Origin of the sequence: Aquincola tertiaricarbonis (assembly GCF_000969605.1) — a bacterium.
Taxonomy (GTDB): Bacteria; Pseudomonadota; Gammaproteobacteria; order Burkholderiales; family Burkholderiaceae_C; genus Aquincola; species Aquincola tertiaricarbonis.
Map to the genome: position 1 here is coordinate 138,746 of NZ_JZUE01000011.1, position 18,230 is coordinate 156,975.

Consider the following 18,230-nt stretch of genomic DNA (forward strand, 5'->3'; position numbering starts at 1 on the left):
GCCCATCCAAGGAGCCTGCCCGATGACCCAGACCGCCGCCGTCCGACCGCACCACGCCATCTGGCCGCGCCGCCTGCCGCGTGAACTGGCCGTGCCGCGCACGTCGCTGTGGTTCAACGTGGAGGTGGCCGCGCGCCGCTTTCCCGACAAGCCGGCGTACCTGTTCCTTGGCCAGCCGATGAGCTTCGCGCAGCTGCAGCAGCGCGCCGAAGCCCTGGCCGGCTGGCTGCAGAGCCGCGGCGTGGGCAAGGGCGACCGGGTGCTGCTGTACATGCAGAACTGTCCGCAGTTCGTCGTGGCCTTCTATGCCATCGTGCGGGCCAACGCGGTGGTGGTGCCGGTCAACCCGATGAACCGCGCCGACGAGTTCGGCCACTACATCACCGATCCGGATGCGCGCGTGGTGATCACCACCGCCGACCTGGCCGGCATCGTGGCCCAGGCCAACGAGGCCCTGCCGGAGGCGCAGCGCCTGCGCCATGTGCTGGTCACGCGCTTTGCCGAAGCCATGCCCGAAGCCGGCATCCCCGCCGAGGAAGCGCCTTCACCGGCGCTGCAGCAGTGGCTGATGGCCGAGCATGCGCCGCTGCCGGGGCATGAGCGCTGGCCGGATGCGCTGGCCGAAGGCCATGTGCCGGGCCCGCACACCGCCGAGCCCGACGACCTGGTGCTGCTGCCCTACACCTCGGGCACCACCGGCCTGCCCAAGGGCTGCCTGCATACCCACATGACGTTGATGCCCAACATCGTGGGCGGCTCGGTGTGGGGCTATGCCAGCCCCGAGACGGTGAGCCTGGGCGTGGTGCCCTTCTTCCACATCACCGGCATGCTGTACGGCGTGCTGAGCCCCATCTACACCGCCAGCACCGTGGTGATCATGCCGCGCTGGGACCGCGAGCTGGCCGGCCGACTCATCTCGCGCCATCGGGTGACGCACTGGACCTGCATCCCCACGATGATCATCGACCTGTTCGGCAGCCCCAACTACCGCAGCTTCGACCTCACCAGCCTGTTCTACCTGTCGGGTGGCGGTGCGGCGATGCCGGCAGCGGTGGCCGAGCGGCTGAAGACCGAGTTCGGCCTCACGTTCGCCGAAGGCTACGGGCTGACGGAGACGGCCGCGCCCACGCATGCCAATCCGCCCGAGCGGGCCAAGCTGCAATGCCTGGGCATCCCGCTGTTCGGCACCGACAGCCGCGTGATCGACCCCGACACGCTGGCCGAAGTGCCGGTGGGCGAAGTGGGCGAGATCGTGACCCACGGCCCGATGGTGTTCAAGGGCTACTGGAAGCATCCCGACGCCACCGCACGCGCCTTCATCGAGATCGACGGCAAGCCCTTCTTCCGCACCGGCGACCTGGGCCGCATGGACGAGGAAGGCTACTTCTTCATCACCGACCGCCTGAAGCGGATGATCAACGCCAGCGGCTTCAAGGTGTGGCCCAGCGAGGTGGAGCTGCTGCTGTTCAAGTGCCCGGCGGTGCAGGAGGCCTGCGTCATCAGCACCAAGGACGCCTACCGCGGCGAAAGCGTCAAGGCCGTGGTGGTGCTCAAGGCCGAGGCCCGCGGCCACACGTCGGAGCAGGACATCATCGACTGGGCCCGTGAGCACATGGCGGCCTACAAGGTGCCGCGCGTGGTGGAGTTCGTCGAGGCGCTGCCCAAGAGCGGCTCGGGCAAGGTGATGTGGCGGCTGCTGCAGGACCAGGAGCCGGCCAAGGCACCGTCGCCCTAGGCCAGCAGGTCCTGGGTCTCCGGATGGCGGCGCATGTAGGCCGCCATGAAGCTGCAGCTGGGCTGCACCCGCCAGCCGGCCTCGCGTGCATGCTGCAGCGCCACCCGGGCCATGCGGCTGGCGATGCCGCGGCCTTCCAGGGCGCGCGGCACCACGGTGTGGTGCATCACCGCCACGTCGCCCTGCAGCACATAGTCCAGCTCGCAGCGCTGGCCGTCCACCACCGCCTGGAAGCGGCCTGCGGCCGCGTCATGGGTCACCTTCACGTCGTCGTCGCTGCTCATGGTTGCACCTTGGGTAGGGCGGCCTGTGCATCGCCCAGGCGCTGCCAGAGGAACACATAACCCAGGGCCATCATGTCGGCACGCTGGGCGTTGTCGGCGGCGCCGCCGTGGCCGCCCTCGATGTTTTCGTAGTACAGCGGGGAGTAGCCCTGCGCTTCCATCTGCGCCGCCATCTTGCGGGCATGGCCGGGATGCACCCGGTCGTCGCGGGTGGAGGTGGTGAACAGCACCGGCGGCAGGGCGGTGCCCTTGGGCAGGCGCTGCAGCACCTGGTAGGGGCTGTAGCGCGAGATCACGGCCCAGTCGGCCGGGTCGTCGGGGTTGCCGTATTCGCCCATCCAGCTGGCACCGGCCAGCAGCAGGTGGAAGCGCTGCATGTCCAGCAGCGGCACCTGGCAGAGCACCGCATTGAACAGGTCGGGCCGCTGCAGCATCACCGCGCCCACCAGCAGGCCGCCGTTGCTGCCACCCTGGATGCCCAGGCGCCGTGGCCGCGTCACCTTGCGGGCCACCAGGTCCTCGGCCACGGCGATGAAGTCGTCGTAGCTCTTCTGCTTGTCCGCCTTGATGGCGGCCTGGTGCCAGGCCGGCCCGAACTCGCCGCCGCCGCGGATGTTGGCCACCACGAACACGCCGCCATGCCCGCCCCACACATTGCCGCTGGCCGCGGCATACCAGGGCTGCAGCGGCACCTCGAAGCCGCCGTAGCCGTACAGCAGCGTGGGGTTGTCGCCGTCCTCCTTGGCGCCGGGTGGCCACACGATGAAGTAGGGCACGCGCGCGCCGTCCTTCGACGTGGCGAAGCGCTGCTCCACCCGCATGCCGGCGGCGTCGAAGAAGCGCGGCGAGGCCTTGAGCACCTCGCGCTCGTCGGTGCCGGTGCGGCCCAGCGACAAGGTCTCGGGCGAGAGGAAGTCCACCGCCGTCAGCAGGTAGTGCTCGGCCAGCGGGTCGTCCTTGAGCAGCGGGTCGTGCAGCGTGCTCACGCCCAGGGTGCCCGGGAAGGGCGCGTCGATCGGCCGCCGCTGCCAGCTGCCGTCGGCCCCGGGGGTCAGCTCCTCCAGCCGGCTGGCCACGTTGTCGCTGAGGGTCAGCAGCAGGCGCTGCGCGCTCACGGTGTAGCCGGCCAGCGAGCGCGTGGGCGAGGGCAGGAACAGCGGCACGTAGCGGCGTTCGGCCGGTGGGCGCCGCAGCATGTCGTCGGCGAAGGTGGCCAGCAGCGCACCGCGTGGCCAGGTGGTGTCGCCCACCTTCAGGTCGGTGCGCAGCTCCAGCACGGCACGCTCCCGCCAGAAGCCCAGGCTGGCGTCGGTGGGCTTGTCGATGGGCAGCAGCCTGTCGGCGCCGGCTTCACGCACCAGCAGGAATTCCAGCGCGTTGTAGAAGTCGGTGGCGCGGCTGAACACCGTGCGCTCGAAGCCGGGCGTGCGGTCCACCGACACGCCCACCGAGACATCGGCCTTCTCGCCTTCGAACACCGTCACCGCGGCCGCCAGGGGCTGGCCGCGCTGCCAGCGCTTGATCACGCGCGGGTAGCCGGAATCGGTGAGCGAGCCGGGACCGAAGTCGCTGGCCACGTACAGCGTGTTCTCGTCGGCCCACTCCAGGCGGGACTTGGCTTCGGGCAGATGGAAGCCGCCCTCGATGAACTGCTTGGTCACGCTGTCGAACTCGCGCACCACGGTGGCATCGGCGCCGCCGCGCGACAGGCTGAGCAGGCAGCGGCGGTAGTCGGGGCCCAGGCAGGTGGCGCCTGCCCACACCCAGTTCTCCTTCTCGGCCGCGGCCAGTGCGTCCAGGTCGAGCACGGTTTCCCAGGCGGGCTCCGGCTTGCGGTACTCGGCCAGCGTGGTGCGCCGCCACAGGCCGCGCGGGTGCGTCTCGTCGCGCCAGAAGTTGTAGAGCGCATCGCCGCGGCGGGCGATGGCGGGAATGCGCGCCTTGCTGTCGAGGATCTCGCGCAACTTGTCGCGCATCGGCGCGAAGCGCGGGTCGCCGGCCAGCTGTTCCCGGGTGGCGGCGTTGCGGGCGCGCACCCAGTCCAGGGCGGCATCGGACTGCACCTCTTCCAGCCAGCCGAAGGCATCGGCGGCAGGCGCGGGCGGGGCGGCGGGGGCGGGGCTGTGGAGGGTCATGCAGGCGAGCAGGGCGGCAAACCAGCGGCGCATCGTTGGCGGCGGGCCAGCGGCCCTGACAGTGGGTGGGAAAAAACCATCATAGGGGCGCACGGCCAGCGGCGTGCCCGCCCGGTCCAATCGCGTCAATCCGGTCAAAGCCGCATCTTTGACACAAGTTCGCTGCGAGCCTGCCGATATGCGAGCCATGAGTGATCGTGTTGCGTCAGTGGCCCGCCCCCGTTTTGCCGACCGCATCGGTGTACGCCTGGTGTTCGCCTTCGCGGTGCTGCTGATGCTGCTGCTGGGCCTGGCGGGCTTTGCACTCAACCGCATGCAGAACGCCTCCGCCGCGCTGGAGCGCCTGGCGCGCGAGCAGCTGCGCCTGGTGAGCCTGACCGGCGACATCGGCCGCGAGGCCGATGCCTCCACCCGCCAGCTGCTGCACCTGCTGAGCGATGTGCCGCAGAACCCGCACCAGGTGCGCATGGGCATCGCGGCGGCCAATGCCCGGCTGCGCGCGGCGGTAGAAACGCTGGAAGTGCTGCTGCCCGCAGGCCCGCGCCGCGAGTCCTTCGAGGCGGTGCGCGCGCGCATGACCGAATACCTGCGCGCCTCGCGCGACACGCTGGACTTCTACGAGGCCGGGGACGTGGCCAGCGCCCGCACCACCTTGGCGCTGGACACCCAGGACACGCTGGCCCTGCTGGCCGATGCGCGCGACGGCTTCAATCGCGCGGAGCAGCGGGCCGCCGCGGCCGAGGCACGCCAGACCCAGCAGCGGCTGCGCCGGGACCGCATGGTGGTGCTGCTGCTGTGCCTGGCCGCGCTGGCGGCCGGTGCCGCCTTTGCGCTGCGGGTCACCCAGGGCATCGCGCGGCCGCTGCAGCGGGCGGAGGCCGCGGCCGGGCGCATCGCGCGGGGCGACTATCGCGGCCGCGTCGAGGTGAGCACCCAGGACGAGGTGGGCCGGGTGGCCGCCGCCCTCAACACCCTGGCCGAGGCGGTGAGCGAGCGGGAGCTGCGCATCCATCGCCTGGTGAACACCGACGGCCTGACCGGCCTGGCCCAGCGCCCGCGCTTCGTGGCCGAGGGCCAGCGGGTGCTGGCCGCGGCCGACGCCAGCCGTGGCCAGGCCGCGCTGCTGTGCTTCGACATCGACCGGCTGAAGACCATCAACGGCATCCTCGGCTTCGATGCCGGCGATGCCGTGATCCGCGATGCGGCCGAGCGGCTGCGTGCGGTCATCGGCGACGAAGGCCGGCTGGCGCGCGTGGCCGGCGGCACCTTCGCCGCCCTGGTACCCACCGCCGACACCGCCAGCGCGCGCGACATGGCGCTGGCGATGAAGCGCGAGGTGGAGCACCAGGTGCGTTGGGAAGGCGAATCGCTGGACCTGTCCATCACCACCGGCGTGGCCATGTTCCCGGCGCATGGCGTGGCGGTGGAGCAGCTGCTGCGGCATGCGGAGCAGGCGCTGTTCGAGGCCAAGCGGCTGCGGGTGGGCTGCGCGGTGTATGCGCCGTCGCTGGAGGCGTCGCGCCAGTCGCAGCTGAGCCTGCTGTCGGCGCTCACCGAGGCCATCGAGCAGGGCCAGCTGCACCAGTACCTGCAGCCCAAGCTGTCGCCGGCCGGCGTGCTCAGCGGCGCGGAGGCGCTGGTGCGCTGGCGCCATCCCGAGCGCGGCTGGGTGCCGCCCGGGGAGTTCGTGCCCTTCGCCGAACGCACCGGCCGCATCGGCCAGGTGACCGACTGGATGATGCGCGAGGCGGTGCGCACCCTGGCGCGCTGGCAGCAGGACCAGCAGGCGCTGACCATCGCCGTCAACATCTCCACGCATGACCTGCAGGACCTGTCGCTGCCGCAACGGGTGTCGCGCCTGCTGGCCGAGCATGGCGTGCAGCCCTGGCGGCTGCAGCTGGAGCTGACCGAGACCGGCCTGATGGACAGCGGGCAGGACCCCATCACCGTGCTGCATGCGCTGGCCGACACCGGCGTGGGCCTGGCCATCGACGACTTCGGCACCGGCCATTCGTCGCTGGCCTACCTGCAGCGGCTGCCGATGCACGAGCTGAAGATCGACCGCAGCTTCGTCACCGAGGTGCATGCCGACGCCCGCCGCTGCGAGCTGCTGCATTCCATCGTGCAGCTGGGCCATGGCCTGGGCCTGAAGGTGACCGGCGAGGGCGTGGAGACCGCGGCCGAGCTGCAGGTGCTGCGCCAGGCCGGCTGCGACCTGGTGCAGGGCTACCACACCGGCCGGCCGATGGACCTGGCCGCCTTCGAGGCGTGGCGCCTGCAGCGCCTGCAGCCGCTGCCGGGGCTTTGCGAAGCGGGTTAACGTCGTGCTTCCGTTCCACAGGAAGCATTCCATGACCGCCCCCCAACCGCTGTTCCACCTCGCGTTTCCGGTGCGTGACCTGGCCGAGGCCCGCGCCTTCTATGGCGGGCTGCTCGGCTGCCCCGAAGGCCGCAGCTCCGACGCCTGGGTGGACTTCGACTTCCACGGCCACCAGATCGTGGCCCACCTGGCGCCCGAGGAATGCGGCCACCGCGAGCACAGCCCGGTGGATGGGCACGACGTGCCAGTGCGGCACTTCGGCGCCATTCTCACGCTGCCCGAATGGCATGCGCTGGCCGACCGGCTGAAGGCCGCGGGCACCCGCTTCGTGATCGAGCCCTACGTGCGCTTCAAGGGCGAGCCCGGCGAGCAGGCCACGATGTTCTTCCTCGACCCTTCGGGCAACGCGCTGGAGTTCAAGGCCTTCGCCGACCGCAGCCAGGTCTTCGCCAAGTAGGCGGTTCAGGCGGTCGCGGCCTTCAACACCTGCGGCTCCACCTCGATGGACTGCTGGCCGTCGCTCACCCACACGGTGCCGTCCTGCACCGTGACCTGCAGCTGCATCGTGCGCTGCGCCAGCGTGGCCAGGGCCTGGCTCTGCTCGGCCGGCACCTGCCACACCGCCAGCCGCGCCGCGCGGGCCACCTTGTTCTGCAGGCCGGCCCACCAGATCGGCGTGCTGGCCGCATAGGCCATCACCGTCACCCGCTGCGCGCGGCCGGCGGCCTTGATCATGCGGCGGTCGTCGGGCTGGCCCACCTCCACCCAGTGCAGCAGCTGGCCGCTCAGGTCGTGCTGCCAAAGGTCGGGCTCGTCGGTGTCGGAGATGCCCTTGGCCAGCTCCAGCCGGCCCTGGTCGTCGTTGGCGGGCACGTTGAGGGCGAAGGCCAGCACGCGCATCAGCATGCGCTCGTCGGTCTCCGAAGGGTGGCGCGCGATGGTCAGCGCATGGTCGGCATAGACGCCGCGGTCCATGTCGGCGATCTGCAGCTGCGCCTTGAAGATGGTGGACTTGATGGCCATGAGGGGCGCCACTGTGCCACAGCGCCGGCACCTGTCGGTGGTGCCTGCGGTGTGCGCTGATCGCACGCGGCCCGGGTAATCCCGTTCCGGGGCGGGCGGGGTGGTGTCGGACACTGCGCCGTTTTCTTCTCCACCCGCCACTGCAAGGAGTACACCGATGAGCCTCTTCAAGCAACGCCTGGCCCTGGCCGCATGTGCCGTGCTGGCTGCCATCGGCGGCGCGCAGGCCCAGGAGGTCACGCTCAAGGTGCACCACTTCTGGCCGCCGGCCGCCATGCCGCCGACGAAGATCCTGCAGCCCTTCTGCGACCAGATCGCCGCCGACTCCAACAACCGCCTGAAGTGCCAGGTGTTCCCGGCGATGCAGCTCGGCGGCACGCCGGCGCAGCTGATCGACCAGGTGCGCGACGGCGTGGTGGACATCGCCTTCACGCTGCCCGGCTACACCGCCGGCCGCTTCCCGATCATGGAGGTGTTCGAGCTGCCCTTCATGAACAACTCGGCCTCGGCCGGCGCCAGGGCGTCCTGGGACTTCTACCAGAAGTACGCCACCAAGGAGTTTCCGGGCGTCAAGCCGCTGATGTTCAGCGTGCACGACGAAGGCTACCTGCACACCCGCGACAAGCAGATCAAGAGCCTGGCCGACCTGAAGGGCCTGAAGCTGCGCGCGCCCACCCGCCAGACCAACAAGCTGCTGGCCTCCCTCGGCGCCACGCCGGTGGGCATGCCGCTGCCCGCGGTGGCCGATGCGGTGAGCAAGGGCACCATCGACGGCTTCGCGCTGCCCTGGGAGGTGATCCCGTCGGTCAAGCTGCACGAGATGGTGAAGTACCACACCGAGACCGATCCGTCGCGCCCGGCGCTGTACTCGGCCGGCTTCATCCTGGCGATGAACCAGGCGAAGTACGACGGCCTGCCCGCCGACCTGAAGGCCATCATCGACAAGCGCAGCGGCGCCGTGCTGTCGGCCTTCGCCGGCAAGGTGTGGGACGAAAGCCAGGCCGTGGGCCGCAAGCCCGCGGTGGACCGCGGCAACACCTTCTACACGCTGCCGCCGGCCGAGGTGGACCAGTGGATCAAGGCCAGCGCGCCGCTGTATGAGGAGTGGGTGGCCGACATGAACAAGCGCGGCCTGCCGGGCGCTCAGATGCTGCAGGACGCCCGCGACCTGCTGGTCAAGTACAAGAACTGAGCCGCGCCGTGATGCAGAGCGTGTTGCGCCGCCTGGCGGCGCTGTTCGCGTGCGCCGGCGGCCTGGTGGCCTGCGGCGTGGCGCTGATGGTGGTGGGCAGCATCAGCGGCCGTGCCGCCTTGTCCAGCCCGGTGCCGGGCGACGTGGAGCTGACCCAGCTCGGCATCGGCCTGGCCATCGCGCTGTGCCTGCCGTGGGCGCAGCTGCGCGGGGCCAACATCATCGTGGACTTCTTCACCCAGCGGGCCTCGGCCCGCACGCTGCGGCGGCTGGACGGCCTGGGCAGCCTGCTGCTGGCGGTGATGGCCGGGCTGCTGGCCTGGCGCAGCGCGGTGGGCGCGGTGTCGGTGGCGCAGGCGCAGGAGCAGACCATGATCCTGGGCCTGCCGATGTGGTGGAGCTACGCCATCCTCGCGCCGGGCCTGGCGCTCACCGGCGTGATCGCGCTGTGGCAGGCCGCCCGCCACTGGCGCGGCCAGCCGGCCTTCGTGGGCGCCGCCGAATGAGCGCTGCGACCGTGGGTTTGACGATGTTCGGCGCCATGCTGGTGCTGATGGCCATCCGCACGCCGATCGCGGTGGCGATGTTCGTGCCCGGGGCGATCGGCTACTGGGCCATGACCAACGAGCTGGCGCTGCTGAACATGCTCAAGGGCAGCGCGGTGGCGCGGCTGACGGTGTACGACCTGAGCGTGATCCCGCTGTTCCTGCTGATGGGGCAGTTCGCCACCCAGGGCGGCCTGAGCCGCGACCTGTTCAAGGCGGCGGCGGCCTTCGTCGGCCACATCCGCGGCGGGCTGGCGATGGCGGCCATCCTCAGCGCCGCGGCCTTTGGCGCGGTGTGCGGCTCGTCGGTGGCCACCTCGGCCACCATCACGCAGGTGGCCTACCCGCAGATGCGCAGGCACGGCTATGCGGGCCGGCTGTCCACCGCTTCGCTGGCCGTGGGCGGCACGCTGGGCATCCTGATTCCGCCTTCGGTGCCGCTGGTGGTGTATGCCATCCTCACCGAGCAGAACATCGCCAAGCTGTTCGCCGCGGCCATGGTGCCGGGGCTCATCGCCACGCTGGGCTACATCGTGGTGATCGGCGTGTATTGCCGGCTGCGGCCCGCGCTGGCCACGCCCAGCGAGCCCACCACCTGGCCGGCGCGCTGGCAGGCACTGCTGGGCATCTGGCCCATCGTGGCCATCTTCCTGGTGGTGTTCGGCGGCATCTATGGCGGGCTGTTCTCGCCCACCGAAGGTGCGGCCGTGGGCGCGCTGGGCACCTTCGTGGTGGGCGCGCTGCGCGGCGAACTGGGCTGGGGCGCGCTCAAGCGCAGCTTCCTGGGCACGGCCGAGACCTCGGCCATGGTGTTCATGATCTTCCTGGGCGCCGACATGATGAATGCCGCGCTGGCGCTGACGCAGATGCCCGCGCAGCTGGCCGACTGGGTGGGCCACCTGCAGGTGCCGCCGCTGGCCATCGTGGGCGCCATCCTGTTCAGCTACGTGCTGCTGGGCTGCGTGATGGACGAGCTGTCGATGCTGCTGCTGACCATCCCGGTGATTTTTCCCACCGTGATGGCGCTGGACCTGTGGGGCCTGGCGCCCGAGGCCAAGGCCATCTGGTTCGGCATCCTGGTGCTGATGACGGTGGGCATCGGCCTGGTGGCGCCGCCGGTGGGGCTGAACGTGTACGTGGTCAACAGCATCGCCAAGGACGTGCCGATGAGCGAGACCTACAAGGGCGTGCTGCCCTTCCTGGCCAGCGACGTGCTGCGGGTGCTGGCGCTGCTGATGTTCCCGGTGCTGAGCCTGGGATTGGTGCAGGCCTTCTTCTAGGCGGCGGCCTGCCCCCACAGCTGCACCATCACCTCCTCGAAGCGCTGCGCCACCGCCTCGGCCTGCGCATGCCGGCCGGCCTGCAGCACCCAGCGTCCGGCCACCATCACGTCGCGCCAGGCGGTGGTGGGGCTGGAGAACACCAGGGCGTCCAGCAGGTGCGTGGGCGGTAGGCCGCGCAGTGCGTCGTCGGCCTCGTCGATAACCAGCAGGTCGGCGCGGGCGCCGGGCTGCAGGCCCCAGTGGCTGAAGCCAGCGGCCGCGCCGCTGCCGGCCTGCATGCGCTGCCACAGCCGCTCGGCGGTGGCGGGCTGGCCTTGCGTGGGTGCGGCGCTCACGTTGCGCTGGCGGCGTGCCAAACGCTGGCCGTATTCCAGCAGCCGCAGCTCCTCGCGCCAGTCGCGGGTCACATGGCTGTCGGAGCCCAGCGTGAGCTTCACGCCGGCGGCCAGCCAGCCGGGCAGGTCGGCCAGGCCGTCGCCCAGGTTGGCCTCGGTGCTGGGGCAGATCACCGCGCCGGCACCGCTGGCGGCCACCGCGTCGATCTCCGCCGGCACCGTGTGGGTGGCATGCACCAGCTGCCAGCGCCCGTCCAGCAGGTCTTGCGCGGCCAGCCATTCGATGGGCCGTTGGCCGGTGGCGGCCAGGCAGTCGTCCACCTCCGCCGTCTGCTCCGCCACATGGATGTGCAGCGGGCCGCTGAAGTCGGCCGCCAGCGCACGCAGGCGGTGGATGGACTCGGGCGCGGCCGCCCGCAGCGAATGCAGCGCCAGGCCCGCGTCGACCAGCGGCCGGCCGGCGGCGGCGATGCGCTGGCAGGCCTGCCACACGCTCTCCGCCGTGGTGGCGAAGCGGCGCTGGTCGGGGCGCAGCGAAGGCTGGGCGAAGCCGGCCCGCTCGTACAGCACCGGCAGCACCGTCAGGCCGATGCCCGCGCTGCCGGCCCCCTCCGCCAGCGCCCAGCTCATGGCCAGCGGGTCGTCGGCATAGGGCCGGCCCTGCTCGTCGTGCTGCAGGTAGTGGAAGTCGCACACCTGCGTGTAGCCGCCGCGCAGCAGCTCGATGTAGAGCTGCGCGGCGATGGCCTGCAACTGCGCCGGCGTGATGCGCAGCGCCACCTGGTACATGCGGTCGCGCCAGCCCCAGAAGTCGTCGGCCTGCTGTTCGCGCCGCTCGGCCAGGCCGGCGAAGGCGCGCTGGAAGGCATGGCTGTGCGCATCCACCAGGCCGGGCAGCACCGGGCCGGCCAGGCGCTGCGCCCCGGGCGGCGGCGTGGCCACGCCGGGCGTGATGGCCGACCAATGGCCGCTGGCATCGGCCTGCAGCAGCACGCGGTCAGCCCAGCCGCCGGGCAGCCAGGCGCGTGGCGCCCACCAGGTCGGGCCGGTCGCGTTCAAGCCGGCTTCCAGTCGAGCATGGTGTCCACCAGCTTGCGCAGCAGCGGCGTGATCTCGCCCGCGCGCAGCGCATGCCATTCGGCCGGCGTGCTTTCCTCGATGTAGCAGCGCCAGCACATCTCCAGCTGCACCGCATGCACGCCCTGCGCCGGCTGGCCGTAGCGGCGGGTGATGTGGCCGCCCTTGAAGCGGCCGTCGGTCACATGGCTGTGCACCTGCTGCGAGGCCATCACCGCGGTGAGGGCGTCCCGCAGCGAAGGTGCGCAGGCGGTGCCGTCGGCGGTGCCCAGGTTGAGCGCGGGCAGGGTGCCTTCGAACAGCCAGGGCAGCTCGCTCTTGATGCTGTGGGCATCGAACAGCACCACGTGCCCATGCTCGGTGCGCAGCCGCTGCAGCTCGCCGGCCAGCGCATCGTGGTACGGCCGCCAGTAGCGGCCCACGCGCAGCTGCACTTCCTCGGGCGTCGGCGCCTGGCCTTCGCGGTACAGCGGCTCGCCGGTGAAGAAGCGGGTGGGGCACAGCTCGGTGTTGTTCACGCCCGGGTACATCGGCGTGTTGTCGGGCGGCCGGTTGAGGTCGACCACGTAGCGGCTGTAGCGCGGCACCAGCAGGCTGGCGCCCAGCTCGCGCACGAAGTCGTACAGGCGGTCCAGGTGCCAGTCGGTGTCCTCCACATGGAGGGCGCGCGGCACGTAGCGGTCGGCCAGCGTGGGCGGAATCTCGCGGCCGGCATGCGGCACGCTGACCAGCAGCGGCCGGCTGCCGCGGTGCAGGGTGAAGGAGGTGTCGTCGGTCATGGCAGGTTGTGTGATGCGGCGGCTGTCAGCGGGCGGCATGCCCGATCCACCAGCCGCAGGGCAGGCCGGGACCGGGGGCGGCCACGGGCTCGAAGCGGCAGGGCATGGCGGCGTCCGACCACAGCAGGGTGAAGGGTGCCACCACCACCGCATCGCCCTGCCGCGGGTGCCACAGGCCGCCGCTGACCGTGAAGAGCCCGCGGGCATCGAAGGGTTCCGCCCATTCCACGCCGGGCTGTACCGTGCACAGCGTGCCGCGGCCGCGCTGCACCATCAGGTTCAGGTCGCGCGTGGGGCCGTCGATGAGCCGGCAGCCGGGTGCGGCCGCGCCATCGAAGGCCAGCGGCGGGCTGCCGGTGCGCAGCGTGTGCTCGGCCCCGGGCAACTGCAGCACCACGCCCGCGCCCTCTAGCACCACGAACCAGCGCTGCACCCCGGGAAAGGCGGAGAAGTCGCCGTCGCGGTCGATGTCGGCCACGCTGATGCGCAGCGCCCAGTCGGTGCCCGCGGCCGGTCGGCGCAGCAGCTCGCGGGTGCGGCCGCCGCCATTGCGCCAGGGCTCGGGCGCCTGGCGGAAGAGGTCGATCAGCTGGACGGACATGGCGGGCGGGGCGGGCAGGCGTTCAGGGCTTGAAATGGCCTTCGATCAGGTAGCGGCTGCCCGGATGCACCAGCCGCGCCAGCGTGATGCCCACGCCGCGGCTCTCGGTGCGGCGCACGATCATCAGGCAGCTCTCGTCGCGGCGGATGCCCAGCAGCCGGGCTTCCTCGGCGGTGGGGGCGCTGGCCTCGATGGCGTAGTGCGCCTCCCAGGTGGGGGCCACGTCCAGCAGGTAGTGCGTGGGCGTGATCTGGCTGAAGTCGGCGTCCAGGTAGCCCGGCGCGCAGGCGGGGTTGACGTAGCGGTCCTCGCACTGCAGCGGCACGCCGTTGTCGTGGTGCACGATGAGGGTGTGGAACACCGGCGAGCCTGCCGGAATGCCCAGCTGCTGCGCCAGCGCGGGGGTGGCGGTTTCCTCGCGCTTGAGGTGCACCTCGGCCCGGTGCTCGTGGCCGCGCGCCTGGATATCCTCCTGCAGGTCGCGTATCGTCAGGGTGGACGACACCCGGTGCAGCTGCGCCGCATAGGTGCCCGAGCCCTGCACGCGGTTCACCAGCCCCTCGGCCTGCAGCTCGCGCAGCGCGCGGTTGACGGTCATGCGGCTGACGCTGAAGCGCTGCACCAGCTCCGCCTCCGAGGGCATCAGCGTGCCCGGCGTCCAGCGGCCCTTGGCCAGCTCGCGCTTGAGGTAGTGCTTGACCCGTGCATAGGGCGCGGGCGCGGTGGAGGGGGTGGTCTTGGTCGCCATGCGCAGATCCTACTTGCCGGAAGTTGTATAGACAAGTAGAGTCTGCAGGATGACTGCGATCGAACTCGACCCTGGGCGCCTCACGCTCGAAATCCTGCAGGCAGTACACGCAGGTCATGTCAGCCTCGCCGTGGCGCCGCATGCGGCGGCCGCGGTGCAGGCCAGCGCCGCGGTGGTGCAGGCTGCCGCTGCCGGCAGCGCGCCGGTGTATGGCGTGAACACCGGCTTCGGCAAGCTGGCCAACCAGCGCATCAGCGAAGCCGACCTCGACACGCTGCAGCTCAACCTCATCCGCTCGCACAGCGTGGGCGTGGGCGCGCCGCTGCAGCCGCCGGTGGTGCGGCTGATGCTGGCCACCAAGGCCGCCAGCCTGGCGCGCGGGCATTCCGGCGTGCGGCCGGTGGTCATCGACATGCTGCTGGCCGTGCTCAATGCTGGCCTGGTGCCCTATGTGCCCAGCCAGGGTTCGGTGGGTGCCTCGGGCGACCTGGCGCCGCTGGCCCACATGACGCTGGCCTTGATGGGCGAAGGCGAGATGCTGGTCGATGGCCAGCGCCGCCCCGCGCTGCCGGTGCTGCAGGAAGCGGGCATCGCGCCGCTGAAGCTGGCCGCCAAGGAAGGGCTGGCGCTCATCAACGGCACGCAGACCTCCACCGCGCTGGCGCTGCATGCGCTGCTGGCCTTCGAGCCGGTGCTGGAGTCGGCGCTGGTGGTGGGCGCGCTCACCATCGACGCCGCCCGCGGCAGCGACGGCCCGTTCGATCCGCGCATCCATGCGCTGCGCGGCCAGCCGGGCCAGATCGACGTCGCCCAGTACTACCGCGCGCTGCTGCAGGGCAGTGCCATCCGCGCGTCGCATGCCGAGGGCGACGACCGGGTGCAGGATCCCTATTGCCTGCGCTGCCAGCCCCAGGTGGTGGGCGCTTGTCTGGACCAGTTGCGCCATGCGGCGCTGGTGCTGGTGCGGGAAGCCAATGCGGTGACGGACAACCCGTTGGTGTTCGCGGAAGACGGGGCCATGATTTCGGGTGGCAACTTCCATGCAGAGCCGGTGGCGCTGGCGGCCGACGGCATGGCCCTGGCCATCGCCGAAGTCGGCGCCATCGCCGAGCGCCGCATCGCGATGCTGATCGACAGCGGCGTGTCGCGGCTGCCGCCCTTCCTCACCGCCAATGCGGGCCTGAACAGCGGCTTCATGATCGCCCACGTGACGGCGGCTTCGCTGGCCAGCGAGAACAAGTCGCTGGCCCACCCGGCCAGCGTGGACAGCCTGCCCACCTCGGCCAACCAGGAAGACCATGTGTCGATGGCCACCTTCGCGGCGCGGCGGCTGCAGGCCATGATCAGCAACACCGCGCACATCCTGGGCATCGAGCTGCTGGCCGCCGCGCAGGGCATCGACTTCCTGCGGCCGCTGCAAAGCTCCGCCGCGCTGGAGGAAGTGCATGCGCTGCTGCGCAGCCAGTGCCCCAGCGTGGCGGTGGACCGCTACCTGGCGCCGGACATCGAACGCGCCACCGCACTGGTGACCAGCGGCGCACTGGCGCGCATCTTGCGAACGCTGCCGGCGCTGCCGGCCCTGTGGATCCCGGCCTGAACCTTCATCCTTCAAGAGCACCCATGATGTCCAAAGCCTCCGCCTTCCGTACCGTCGCCCTCCTGGCCTGCGCGGCCGCCGCCAGCCTGGCCCAGGCGCAGGAAACCAAGGTGGCCATCGGCATCTCCGGCTGGACGGGCTTCGCCCCGCTCACGCTGGCCAAGGAGGCGGGCCTGTTCAAGAAGCACGGGCTGGACGTCACCATCAAGAAGATCCCGCAGAAGGACCGCCACCTGGCCCTGGCCTCGGGCGACATCCAGTGCGCCGCCACCACGGTGGAGACCTGGATCGTCTGGAACACCAACGGCGTGCCGGGCACGCAGATCTTCCAGATGGACAAGAGCTACGGCGCCGACGGCATGGTGGTCAAGCCCGGCATCGAGAAGATCAGCGACCTGAAGGGCAAGACGCTGGCGGCCAGCGCGCCGGGCACCGCGCCGTACTTCGGTGCGGCCTGGATGCTGAAGAAGAACGGCATGTCCATCAAGGACGTGAAGGTGCTCACGCTGGAGCCGCAGCCGGTGGCCAATGCCTTCCTGGCCGGCACCGGCGGCATCGACGCCGGCATGACCTACGAGCCCTACCTGAGCAGCGTTCGCGCCAAGCCCGAGGCCGGCAAGATCATCGCCACCACGCTGGACTACCCGATGGTGATGGACACCTTCGGCTGCACGCCCAAGTTCCTGGCCGACAACGCCAAGGCCGCTCAGGGCTTCGCCAATGCCTACTTCGATGCGCTGGACATGATCAAGGCCGACCCGAAGAAGGCCTTCGAGATCATGGGCGCCGACGTCAAGCAGACGGCCGAGGCCTTCGAGAACTCGCAGAAGTTCCTGCGCTGGCAGGACCGCGCGGCCAACCAGAAGTTCTTCGCCGGCGAGCACCAGCAGTTCAGCAAGGAAGCGGCCGACCTGCTGCTGGAGGTGGGCATCATCAAGCAGATCCCCGATCTGGCGAAGCTGGCCGACACCCAGTTCATCAAGTAATCCGTGAGGCCGCTGCAACCCGTCGGCCCCGGCGCGCGCATCGCGCTGGGCGCCAGCTTCTTCGTGCTGTTCTTCGCCGCCTGGGCCTTCGCCACCTTCGGCGGCCACGTCAGCAAGACCTTCCTGGCCGACCCGGTGACCATGCTGCGCAGCGGCTGGACGCTGCTCACCGAGATGGGCTTCGCGCTCGACATCGGCATGACCGTGTGGCGGGTGCTGGGCGGCTTCCTCATCGCGGCCGTGCTGGCGCTGCCGCTGGGCGTGCTGATGGGCGCCTACAAGCCCATCGAGGCCTTCTTCGAGCCCTTCATCAGCTTCGCCCGCTACCTGCCGGCCAGCGCCTTCATCCCGCTGCTGATCCTGTGGGCCGGGCTGGGCGAGGCGCAGAAGCTCTCGGTCATCTTCATCGGCAGCTTCTTCAACCTGGTGCTGATGATCGCGGTGGCCGTGGGCAACACCCGGCGCGACCTGGTGGAGGCCGCCTACACCCTGGGCTGCGGCGACCGCGGCGTGGTGCGCCGGGTCTTGATTCCCGGCGCGGCGCCGGAGATCGCGGAGATCCTGCGCATGGTGCTGGGCTGGGCCTGGACCTACGTGATCGTGGCCGAGCTGATCGGCGCGTCCAGCGGCATCGGCCACATGATCACCGACAGCCAGGCGCTGCTGGCCACCGACCAGATCATCTTCGGCATCATCGTCATCGGCCTCATCGGGCTGCTGAGCGACCTGCTCTTCAAGTTTGCCAATCGGCGGTTGTTCCGCTGGGCGGCCCTCGGACGCTGAACCCGACGCTGACCATGGCCGACATCCTCACCGTGCGTGGCGTCGAGCGCCGCTTCCAGTCCAGCCACGGCAGCACGCTGGCCCTGTCGGCCACCGACCTGCAGGTGGCCGAGAACGACTTCATCACCATCCTGGGCCCGTCGGGCTGCGGCAAGAGCACGCTGCTGCGCATCGTGGCCGGGCTCGACCAGCCCACCGCCGGCGAGGTGCTGCTGGACGGCCGCCGCATCACCGGCCCGGGGGCCGACCGCGGCATGGTGTTCCAGAGCTACACGCTGTTCCCATGGCTCACGGTGCGCGACAACGTGTGCTTCGGCCTGCGCGAGCGCGGCCTGCCGCGGGCGCAGCAGATCGAGGTCGCGCAGGCCTTCATCCAGAAGGTGGGGCTGGGCGGTTTCGAACACCACTACCCCAAGCAGCTGTCCGGCGGCATGCAGCAGCGCACCGCGCTGGCCCGTGCGCTGGCCAACGGCCCGCGCATGCTGCTGATGGACGAACCCTTCGGCGCCCTCGACCACCAGACCCGCGAGCTGATGCAGGAGCTGCTGCTGGGCATCTGGGAGGCCGAGCGCACCACGGTGCTGTTCGTCACCCACGACATCGACGAGGCGGTGTTCATGGGCAGCCGCGTGATGGTGATGAGCGCGCGGCCCGGCCGCATCAAGCTCGACCGGCCGGTGCCGCTGCCGCATCCGCGGCACTACGCGGTCAAGACCACGCCGGCGTTCTCCGCGCTGAAGGCCGAGCTGACGGAGCAGGTGCGCACCGAGGTGCTGGCCGCGCAGGCCGCCGCGGCCTGAGTCGGTT

Annotated in this window: 17 protein-coding genes; 10 read left to right on the plus strand and 7 right to left on the minus strand. The window is 70.8% G+C overall.

The genetic code is table 11. The annotated features are described in order from the left end of the window. Positions 1-22: 22 nt before the first annotated feature. Complete coding sequence (locus VO99_RS15340) at positions 23-1,735, plus strand: long-chain fatty acid--CoA ligase (RefSeq protein WP_046113752.1); 1,713 nt, start codon at positions 23-25, stop codon at positions 1,733-1,735. Here VO99_RS15340 and VO99_RS15345 read toward each other — a convergent pair. After that, positions 1,732-2,019, minus strand: coding sequence for a GNAT family N-acetyltransferase (locus tag VO99_RS15345; RefSeq protein ID WP_046113753.1), 288 nt, complete (start codon positions 2,017-2,019; stop codon positions 1,732-1,734). The genes VO99_RS15340 and VO99_RS15345 overlap by 4 nt on opposite strands. After that, complete coding sequence (locus VO99_RS15350; RefSeq protein ID WP_046113826.1) at positions 2,016-4,154, minus strand: prolyl oligopeptidase family serine peptidase; 2,139 nt, start codon at positions 4,152-4,154, stop codon at positions 2,016-2,018. Before VO99_RS15350 ends, VO99_RS15345 begins: the two co-directional genes overlap by 4 nt. Positions 4,155-4,341: 187 nt before the next feature. On the opposite strand from VO99_RS15350, the gene VO99_RS15355 reads away from it, so the two are divergent. Beyond that, positions 4,342-6,474, plus strand: coding sequence for a putative bifunctional diguanylate cyclase/phosphodiesterase (locus tag VO99_RS15355; protein ID WP_198156957.1), 2,133 nt, complete (start codon positions 4,342-4,344; stop codon positions 6,472-6,474). 31 nt (positions 6,475-6,505) lie between these two features. Next, positions 6,506-6,931, plus strand: coding sequence for a VOC family protein (locus tag VO99_RS15360; RefSeq protein WP_046113754.1), 426 nt, complete (start codon positions 6,506-6,508; stop codon positions 6,929-6,931). 5 nt (positions 6,932-6,936) lie between these two features. Here the strand turns inward: VO99_RS15360 and VO99_RS15365 are convergent, their stop codons facing one another. Then, the gene (locus tag VO99_RS15365; protein WP_046113755.1) at positions 6,937-7,497 is read right to left on the minus strand and encodes a YaeQ family protein; all 561 of its coding nucleotides are present in this window, start codon (positions 7,495-7,497) and stop codon (positions 6,937-6,939) included. 157 nt (positions 7,498-7,654) lie between these two features. Between VO99_RS15365 and VO99_RS15370 the strand changes: the two genes are divergently transcribed. From VO99_RS15370 to VO99_RS15380, 3 genes are read left to right on the plus strand one after another with little or no spacing between them, the layout of a single operon-like run. Further along, a complete protein-coding gene (locus tag VO99_RS15370) occupies positions 7,655-8,689 on the plus strand; it encodes a TRAP transporter substrate-binding protein (protein ID WP_052736359.1) in 1,035 nt (344 codons plus the stop codon). Between the two features lie 11 nt (positions 8,690-8,700). Then, a complete protein-coding gene (locus VO99_RS15375; RefSeq protein WP_046113756.1) occupies positions 8,701-9,195 on the plus strand; it encodes a TRAP transporter small permease in 495 nt (164 codons plus the stop codon). Then, positions 9,192-10,514, plus strand: a complete 1,323-nt coding sequence (locus tag VO99_RS15380) for a TRAP transporter large permease (protein ID WP_046113757.1) — start codon at positions 9,192-9,194, stop codon at positions 10,512-10,514. Before VO99_RS15375 ends, VO99_RS15380 begins: the two co-directional genes overlap by 4 nt. Here the strand turns inward: VO99_RS15380 and VO99_RS15385 are convergent. The 4 genes from VO99_RS15385 to hutC are packed head-to-tail and all read right to left on the minus strand — an operon-like array spanning position 10,511 to position 14,057. Then, positions 10,511-11,911, minus strand: a complete 1,401-nt coding sequence (locus VO99_RS15385) for a formimidoylglutamate deiminase (protein ID WP_052736360.1) — start codon at positions 11,909-11,911, stop codon at positions 10,511-10,513. The two genes, VO99_RS15380 and VO99_RS15385, sit on opposite strands and share 4 nt — an antisense overlap. Then, positions 11,908-12,708: an N-formylglutamate deformylase gene (hutG, locus tag VO99_RS15390; RefSeq protein WP_046113758.1), complete on the minus strand. Its 801-nt coding sequence runs from the start codon at positions 12,706-12,708 to the stop codon at positions 11,908-11,910. Before hutG ends, VO99_RS15385 begins: the two co-directional genes overlap by 4 nt. Positions 12,709-12,733: 25 nt before the next feature. Beyond that, complete coding sequence (locus VO99_RS28865; protein ID WP_052736361.1) at positions 12,734-13,309, minus strand: HutD/Ves family protein; 576 nt, start codon at positions 13,307-13,309, stop codon at positions 12,734-12,736. A 22-nt stretch (positions 13,310-13,331) separates the two neighbouring features. Next, complete coding sequence (gene hutC, locus VO99_RS15400) at positions 13,332-14,057, minus strand: histidine utilization transcriptional repressor HutC (protein WP_046113759.1); 726 nt, start codon at positions 14,055-14,057, stop codon at positions 13,332-13,334. Between the two features lie 49 nt (positions 14,058-14,106). Between hutC and hutH the strand changes: the two genes are divergently transcribed. From hutH to VO99_RS15420, 4 genes are read left to right on the plus strand one after another with little or no spacing between them, the layout of a single operon-like run. Continuing rightward, entirely contained in the window at positions 14,107-15,654 is a 1,548-nt protein-coding gene (gene hutH, locus VO99_RS15405; RefSeq protein ID WP_046113760.1) for a histidine ammonia-lyase, read from the plus strand. Between the two features lie 23 nt (positions 15,655-15,677). Further along, the gene (locus VO99_RS15410; protein WP_375136396.1) at positions 15,678-16,640 is read left to right on the plus strand and encodes an ABC transporter substrate-binding protein; all 963 of its coding nucleotides are present in this window, start codon (positions 15,678-15,680) and stop codon (positions 16,638-16,640) included. A gap of 3 nt (positions 16,641-16,643) precedes the next feature. After that, a complete protein-coding gene (locus VO99_RS15415; protein ID WP_046113761.1) occupies positions 16,644-17,423 on the plus strand; it encodes an ABC transporter permease in 780 nt (259 codons plus the stop codon). 14 nt (positions 17,424-17,437) lie between these two features. Further along, positions 17,438-18,223, plus strand: coding sequence for an ABC transporter ATP-binding protein (locus tag VO99_RS15420; protein WP_046113762.1), 786 nt, complete (start codon positions 17,438-17,440; stop codon positions 18,221-18,223). The last annotated feature ends 7 nt before the right edge of the window (positions 18,224-18,230 follow it).

Excerpts from the sequence above, each read along its gene's own strand:
- VO99_RS15345 (WP_046113753.1), bottom strand. The coding sequence starts at position 2,019 with ATGAGCAGCGACGACGACGTGAAGGTGACCCATGACGCGGCCGCAGGC.
- hutH (WP_046113760.1), top strand. The coding sequence starts at position 14,107 with ATGACTGCGATCGAACTCGACCCTGGGCGCCTCACGCTCGAAATCCTG.
- VO99_RS28865 (WP_052736361.1), bottom strand. The coding sequence starts at position 13,309 with ATGTCCGTCCAGCTGATCGACCTCTTCCGCCAGGCGCCCGAGCCCTGG.
- VO99_RS15410 (WP_375136396.1), top strand. The coding sequence starts at position 15,678 with ATGATGTCCAAAGCCTCCGCCTTCCGTACCGTCGCCCTCCTGGCCTGC.
- VO99_RS15350 (WP_046113826.1), bottom strand. The coding sequence starts at position 4,154 with ATGACCCTCCACAGCCCCGCCCCCGCCGCCCCGCCCGCGCCTGCCGCC.
- VO99_RS15375 (WP_046113756.1), top strand. The coding sequence starts at position 8,701 with ATGCAGAGCGTGTTGCGCCGCCTGGCGGCGCTGTTCGCGTGCGCCGGC.
- VO99_RS15360 (WP_046113754.1), top strand. The coding sequence starts at position 6,506 with ATGACCGCCCCCCAACCGCTGTTCCACCTCGCGTTTCCGGTGCGTGAC.
- VO99_RS15340 (WP_046113752.1), top strand. The coding sequence starts at position 23 with ATGACCCAGACCGCCGCCGTCCGACCGCACCACGCCATCTGGCCGCGC.
- VO99_RS15380 (WP_046113757.1), top strand. The coding sequence starts at position 9,192 with ATGAGCGCTGCGACCGTGGGTTTGACGATGTTCGGCGCCATGCTGGTG.
- VO99_RS15370 (WP_052736359.1), top strand. The coding sequence starts at position 7,655 with ATGAGCCTCTTCAAGCAACGCCTGGCCCTGGCCGCATGTGCCGTGCTG.
- hutG (WP_046113758.1), bottom strand. The coding sequence starts at position 12,708 with ATGACCGACGACACCTCCTTCACCCTGCACCGCGGCAGCCGGCCGCTG.
- VO99_RS15420 (WP_046113762.1), top strand. The coding sequence starts at position 17,438 with ATGGCCGACATCCTCACCGTGCGTGGCGTCGAGCGCCGCTTCCAGTCC.
- VO99_RS15365 (WP_046113755.1), bottom strand. The coding sequence starts at position 7,497 with ATGGCCATCAAGTCCACCATCTTCAAGGCGCAGCTGCAGATCGCCGAC.
- hutC (WP_046113759.1), bottom strand. The coding sequence starts at position 14,057 with ATGGCGACCAAGACCACCCCCTCCACCGCGCCCGCGCCCTATGCACGG.
- VO99_RS15355 (WP_198156957.1), top strand. The coding sequence starts at position 4,342 with ATGAGTGATCGTGTTGCGTCAGTGGCCCGCCCCCGTTTTGCCGACCGC.